This is a genomic window from Rothia sp. HMSC062H08, assembly GCF_001810775.1.
In the GTDB taxonomy this organism is placed as follows: domain Bacteria; phylum Actinomycetota; class Actinomycetes; order Actinomycetales; family Micrococcaceae; genus Rothia.
The window spans coordinates 84,166-90,165 of the sequence record NZ_KV802667.1; the positions used below are offsets into that span (position 1 = coordinate 84,166).

Here is a 6,000-nt window from a genome sequence, read left to right on the forward strand (position 1 = left end):
ATAACCGGGCGTAACAAAAGGCCCCGACCCTCCCCACACGGGAAGAGCCGGAGCCTTCAAAACCTCATATCAGCGTCTCGCTTAGCGGCCGCGCATCGCACGACGGTCGGGGCGTGCACGCATCGGGTCAACACCCTTCGGCAGACCATTCATCGGGTTACGCATAGTGTTCAGAGTGCTCAGGCGACCAGAAACAACCTGCATCTCCTGCTGAGTCAGAGCCTTCGGAAGCTTGTTCATAGTCTTCACAACGTCCTTGAGCTCAACCTGACCCTCATCGTGACCGGTCTCAATCACATGAACCGGCACACCGGGAGCCACACGAGCCAGGTGCTTCTTCTCAGTGTTCACCAGCGAGTTCACGCGGCTGTGAGGGCCCTCGGTCACCAGCACAATACCGGGACGGCCCAGCGCACGGAACACCAGATCCTGGTTGCGGTTCGCAGCAACGGGCTGCTCCTCAACAATCCAACCGCGGCGCACCGAGTTCATCGCTGCACCACTACGACCGGGCTGGTTCTCAATCTGAGCAAAAGCCGCAGTCTGCGCGCGGCGACCCAGCAGAAGCATCGCCACAATAGCGGCAACGCCCAGACCCAGAATCAGGAAAGTAATCCAGTTACCCAGGGCAATACCGATGAGGAGGAAAACCAAAAGGGTACCCAGAGCCGACAGACTCAGAATCCAACCGATATTCGGGTCGGACTTCTTGGTCATCTGGTAGACCTGCTTCATCTGGGCGAAAGTGCCCGGAGTGCGTTCCTTCTTCTTTTTCTTCTCTTCGCGCTTATCTGCCACGATTCTTCCTCGGCTGGTTCTTCCGCGGCCCCGAGAAGCGCCTCAAACGCTCACGGAACCATAGTGACGTAACGATGCAGTGTATGCCTGCAATTTTTCTAGTTTACCCTACCCGCACAAGGGGCGGGGCATAAGGGGAGGCTCCCCGAACACCGGACGAACACCGGGTTCGAGGAGCCTCAACGCTCTCAGAAAGATTCTGAAAAGGCTTAGTAGCCCGCAGCCACCAGGGAGGAGGCTTCCTGCAGGGCTGCACCCTCACCCTCAATGTGGGCAAGGTTCTCAGGGATCGGGTAGCCGTTCTTACGCATTGCACGAGCCCACAGGCGACCTGCACGGTACGAAGAACGAACCATCGGGCCCGCCATAACGCCAGCGAAACCAATCTCCTCAGCCATGTTCGCAAAATCCACGAACTGCTGCGGCTTCACCCAACGCTCAATCGGGTGGAAGAGCGGGCCGGGGCGCAGGTACTGGGTGAGGGTAATGATGTCACAACCAGCATCGTGCAGATCGCACAGCGCCTCGTAAATCTCCTCGTCGGTCTCGCCCATACCCAGAATCAGGTTGGACTTGGTGACCATGCCACCTTCCTTAGCCTGGGTAATAACATCCAGGGAACGCTCGTAACGGAACGCCGGGCGAATCTGACGGAAGATACGGGGGACGGTCTCCAGGTTGTGCGCGAAAACCTCAGGCTTAGCGTCAATCACCTTCTGAACATGCTCGGGAACACCCTTGAAGTCGGGGACGAGCATCTCAACGCCGGTGTTCGGGCACATCTTGTGAATCTGGCGGGTGGTCTCTGCGTACAGCCACGCACCGCCGTCTTCCAGATCGTCACGAGCAACACCGGTCACGGTTGCGTAACGCAGACCCATGACCTTCACGTTCTTAGCAACCTTGAACGGCTCAGCGTAGTCAACAGCAACGGGCTTACCGGTCGCAATATTGCAGAAGTCGCAACGGCGGGTGCACTCGGAACCACCAATCAGGTAGGTTGCCTCACGGTCTTCCCAGCATTCGTAAATATTGGGGCAGCCTGCCTCTTCACACACGGTGTGCAGGCCCTGACCGCGAGCCAGCTCGCGCATCTCGTTGTATTCGGGGCCAACAATAGCCTTGGTCTTAATCCAGTGAGGCTTCTTCTCAATGGGAACCTCAGCGTTGCGGGCCTCCACACGCAGTAGCTTGCGTCCTTCAGGTGCGGTGCTCAAAAGTCTTCTCCTTGGTCTAGATGTGCCCTCTGTGCAGGTGGGCCATCTTCTATTTTACGCCCGCTCAGGCGTAGGTGAAACTGATTTTCGTATATGACGAACAAAGCCGGACGCGTTACGTGTACGGCCCGTTCGATGCTTCTTGACTGCGTCTAACCCTGCGTTTAGTCCTGCGCCGCAATGGGCTCGAAAGACTCCGCCAGGCGGTCCTGGTACTTCAGAAGCTCCGCCTCCAGCGGCTCCAAAATATCGGCGGGGGTGACGGTGCGGCCCAGCTGCTCCGAAATAGTGGTAACACCCGCATCGCTAATGCCGCAGGGAATGAACTGCTGGAAGGGTGCGGTGTCGTTGCAGCAGTTAATCGCAAAGCCGTGCATGGTGGTGTTACGGGAAACGCGCATGCCCAGTGCCGCGATCTTCTTGTCCTGGGTGATGCCGTTGCCCAGAATCCACACGCCGCTACGGCCCTCAACGCGCTCACCCTTAATGCCCAGACCGGCAAGGACGTTAATGATGATTTCCTCGATAATGCGCACATACGCCACCACGTCAATGGGCTCGGGCAGGAGCAGAATCGGGTAGCCGGTCAGCTGGCCGGGGCCGTGCCAGGTCAGCTTGCCGCCGCGGTCAATCTTGACGACGGGGGTGGACTTGTCTGCGGGGTACTCGTGGTCTTCGGTGCGTTTACCGGCAGTAATCACTGCCTCGTGCTCAAGCAGAAGAATCGTATTCTGGCGGGTGCGGTTAGCCACCTCATCGTGGATGCGGTACTGCTCGTCCAGGCACTCAACATAGTTCACATAGTTCGGGGCGAAGCCCACGCGTTCAATCGTCACAGACATACTTTCTACCTTAGTACTGCTGGTGGAGGGAAGAAAATTAGGGCGCCCTGAATCACGTGATGAGCGAACACGTCGGAATATTACGTGAGGGTATGCTCAATGGGAGGAAGGGCGAATAAGCAGATAAATACCTGAATTAACCTTTGGGGTTCTTTGGGGTATTTTAACTATTTTAGTGTACTTAAAGATATTATTTGATGTAATTTGATAACATGATGGTATGAGAAGCAAAGAAGCACACGTTCTGGAAAGCATCGCCAACCCGGCTCTACCCACCCTGCAGATTGTCGAGTACCGGGGCGAAACCACCGCAAGCGCACCCACCGAGAGCGCACCTGCCGTACGTTCCGTACCCTCCGCGCACCCCGGACGCTACACCCTGCGCACCATTTCTCAGCCTGCTCCGCCAGTTCCCTCCGCCCAGCTGGCTCCTGCCGCGCCCACTCTGCGCGCGGCAGCCAACGGGTACGGATTCGAGGAAAACACTGATGCATCCGCCCAGAGGCACGTCCAGACCCCGCAGGTAGCCGCCGCCCTGCGTAACGCGCCCGGACTCGCCAAGCTCCACGCCGTTACTAGTGAGAGCGCCGATCAGCTGTGCCTCTGGTATGAGCCCCTCGACGCGGGCACCCTCGACAAGCTCCTGCGCGCTCGCACCCTGACACCCGCCGAGCTCATGACCCTGGTACGCACCCTGCACCGGGCGCTCGGCAGCCTTAAAAAGGTGGGGGAGGGGCGCGCCGAACTAAGCGCCGAATACATCGCTCTGAGTGCCGCCGGAGTGCCCAAACTCCTGCTACCTGACGCCGTCTACCGTGAAGCGGCCCCTCAAGACGGAGAACAGCTCACCGCCGCTCGGGGCAACTACGCACGCTCCGCAGCAGCCCTGCTCTGGCAAGCCGCCTGCGGGCACGCGCCGGAGCTCTCCGCCGCCCGCGTACCCCTCTCACTGCGCATGGATTCACAGCGCATGGGAGCGGTCGGCACCGCAACCGATGGGGCGCCCAGTAGCGAGTGGATTGAGCGCCTCGGCAGAGCCCTTGAATACCTGCTGGACGCACCCGCCCAGGAGGCGGCGCTCGCAGGGCTCAGCTCCGTGGTCGCCCTGGCGGAGGAGGTGCCGCCTCGCCCGCTCAACGTCTACCTGAGCTGTTCAGAACGAGCCCGCGCCCTCATTCCCGCAGCTGTGGAGCCCGCGCCGGTACAGAAGCTCTCAAAGACGCAGAAGGCGCAACGGTACCTAGCGGAACGTTTGCCTCGCGTGAAGAAGCCGGCAGCTGCCGCAGGCTCTATGCCGTTGAGCCCTGTGGCGAGCTCCGCAAACCCAGCCCCAAAGAACGCAGATGCGGTGGGCACAGAATCGACGGGCACATCCCGCCTGACGGCGTTACGCGGTGCGCTGAGCCGTCCCTCCGTACGTCTGGGCGTAGCCGCGCTGGCTCTGGGGTCCATCGCCCTACCGCTCGGGTTCACCCTCTACGGGCAGAATGCCCCGGCAACGGCGCAGCCCGTATCCGCGCAAGCCGCGAACGCTGCGGGGGAGCAGGAGCTCGGCGGCACGGAAGCACAGGATAAGAGCGCACAGGATACAGTCGCGCAGGATAAAAGCGCTCAGGGCGATCAGATTCTACGTGCCCTGATTGACCAGCGAAACCAAGAACGCCGTGCCCGAGGTGGCGCAGAGCTCACCGTCGACACCGCCGAAGAACTCAGCCGCGACAGTGAGAACATTCGCGTTATGGCGGTAGTCTCCGCGCCTGGCTACCGCGCCGACAAAACCGAGCAGGAAGCCCGTAAACTCAGCGAAGAAAACGGCGTCACCCGCCAGAAAGTCATCTTCGACCTGCATCGAGGTGAGAAAGGCTGGGGGATCGCCCGCGCCGAACCCGTACCGGCATAGCTGACACCGTGCAGCTGACACCGCCTAACTGACACCGTAGAAACGCGGATACAACAAAAGGCGGCGGCCCCACCCACCGAAGTGGATGGAGCCGCCGCCTTTTTGCTCACTGTCCGGGAAAACCCGGAGAGCTACGCTCGGTTACCCATCAGGGTACCGCCACAAGGAAACTTCCTTGAATCTATGCAGGTCTTAGAGGCCCAGCTCAGACTCGAAGTTTGCCTCCTCCAGGCGGGTCTTGAGGGTGTGCAGGAAGCGACCAGCGTCCGCACCGTCGACCACGCGGTGATCGTAGGTGAGGGACAGGTAGCACATGGAGCGGATAGCGATAACGTCGTTACCGTCAACATCCTTAACAACCATGGGGCGCTTCACGATGGAACCGGTACCGAGGATTGCAACGTTCGGCTGGTTGATGATCGGGGTGTCGAACAGTGCACCGAAGGAACCAATGTTGGTGATGGTGAAGGTCGAACCCGACAGCTCCTCGGGGGAGATGTCGCCGGTACGTGCACGGCCACCCAGGTCGCCAATAGCCTTTGCCAGGCCAGCAATGCCCAGGTCAGAAGCGTTCTTGATGACGGGAACCAGCAGACCCTTGGGGGTGTCCACAGCAATAGCGATGTTCTCGGAGCCGTGGTAAGTGATCTGCTTGTAGTCTTCGGTCATGGAAGCGTTCAGAGCGGGGTGCTGCTGCAGAGCCTCAGCGGATGCCTGGACGAAGAAGGGCAGGAAGGTCAGCTTAGCGCCCTCACGAGCAGCGAAGCCGTCCTTAGCCTTTGCACGCAGCTGAACGATGCGGGTCACGTCAACCTCGGTGACCTGGGTCAGCTGGGTGGAGATGTCCAGGGACTCACGCATACGCTTTGCAATAACCTGGCGGATACGTGCGGTCTTCTCGACGGTGCCACGCTTGGGGGAAACCTCGAAGGTGTGCGGTGCCTTTGCGGAACCAGCAGCCGGAGCAGCAGCTGCAGCGGGAGCAGCAGCGGCGGGAGCAGCGGAACCCTTAGCAGCGATAGCAGCCTGAACATCCTGCTTGCGGATGCGGCCACCAACACCGGTGCCCTTGACGGTGGACAGGTCGATGCCGTTGTCCTTAGCGAGCTTACGGACCAGCGGGGTCACGTATGCTTCGCCCTCAGCAGCTGCCGGAGCGGCAGGTGCAGCGGGAGCTGCAGGAGCAGCCGGAGCAGCAGCGGGTGCTGCAGGAGCTGCGGGAGCCTCAGCAACCGGAGCGGGA

Annotated in this window: 5 protein-coding genes; 1 reads left to right on the forward strand and 4 read right to left on the reverse strand. The window is 60.4% G+C overall.

All coding sequences use genetic code 11. The features are described from left to right. Nucleotides 1–81 precede the first annotated feature (81 nt). From HMPREF2765_RS04965 to lipB, 3 genes are all read right to left on the reverse strand, one after another. On the reverse strand, nt 82–798 hold the full coding sequence (locus HMPREF2765_RS04965) for a DUF4191 domain-containing protein (protein ID WP_005505470.1): 717 nt from the start codon (nt 796–798) through the stop codon (nt 82–84). Nucleotides 799–1,007: 209 nt separating this feature from the next. Then, entirely contained in the window at nt 1,008–2,015 is a 1,008-nt protein-coding gene (gene lipA, locus HMPREF2765_RS04970; RefSeq protein ID WP_049347251.1) for a lipoyl synthase, read from the reverse strand. Nucleotides 2,016–2,179: 164 nt separating this feature from the next. Further along, nucleotides 2,180–2,938, reverse strand: a complete 759-nt coding sequence (lipB, locus tag HMPREF2765_RS04975; RefSeq protein WP_256387920.1) for a lipoyl(octanoyl) transferase LipB — start codon at nt 2,936–2,938, stop codon at nt 2,180–2,182. A gap of 139 nt (nt 2,939–3,077) precedes the next feature. On the opposite strand from lipB, the gene HMPREF2765_RS04980 reads away from it, so the two are divergent. Next, entirely contained in the window at nt 3,078–4,757 is a 1,680-nt protein-coding gene (locus tag HMPREF2765_RS04980) for a peptidase (protein WP_070604501.1), read from the forward strand. A 192-nt stretch (nt 4,758–4,949) separates the two neighbouring features. Here HMPREF2765_RS04980 and sucB read toward each other — a convergent pair. Continuing rightward, on the reverse strand, nt 4,950–6,000 hold a 1,051-nt coding region (sucB, locus tag HMPREF2765_RS04985), incomplete at its 5' end, for a 2-oxoglutarate dehydrogenase, E2 component, dihydrolipoamide succinyltransferase (protein WP_070604503.1).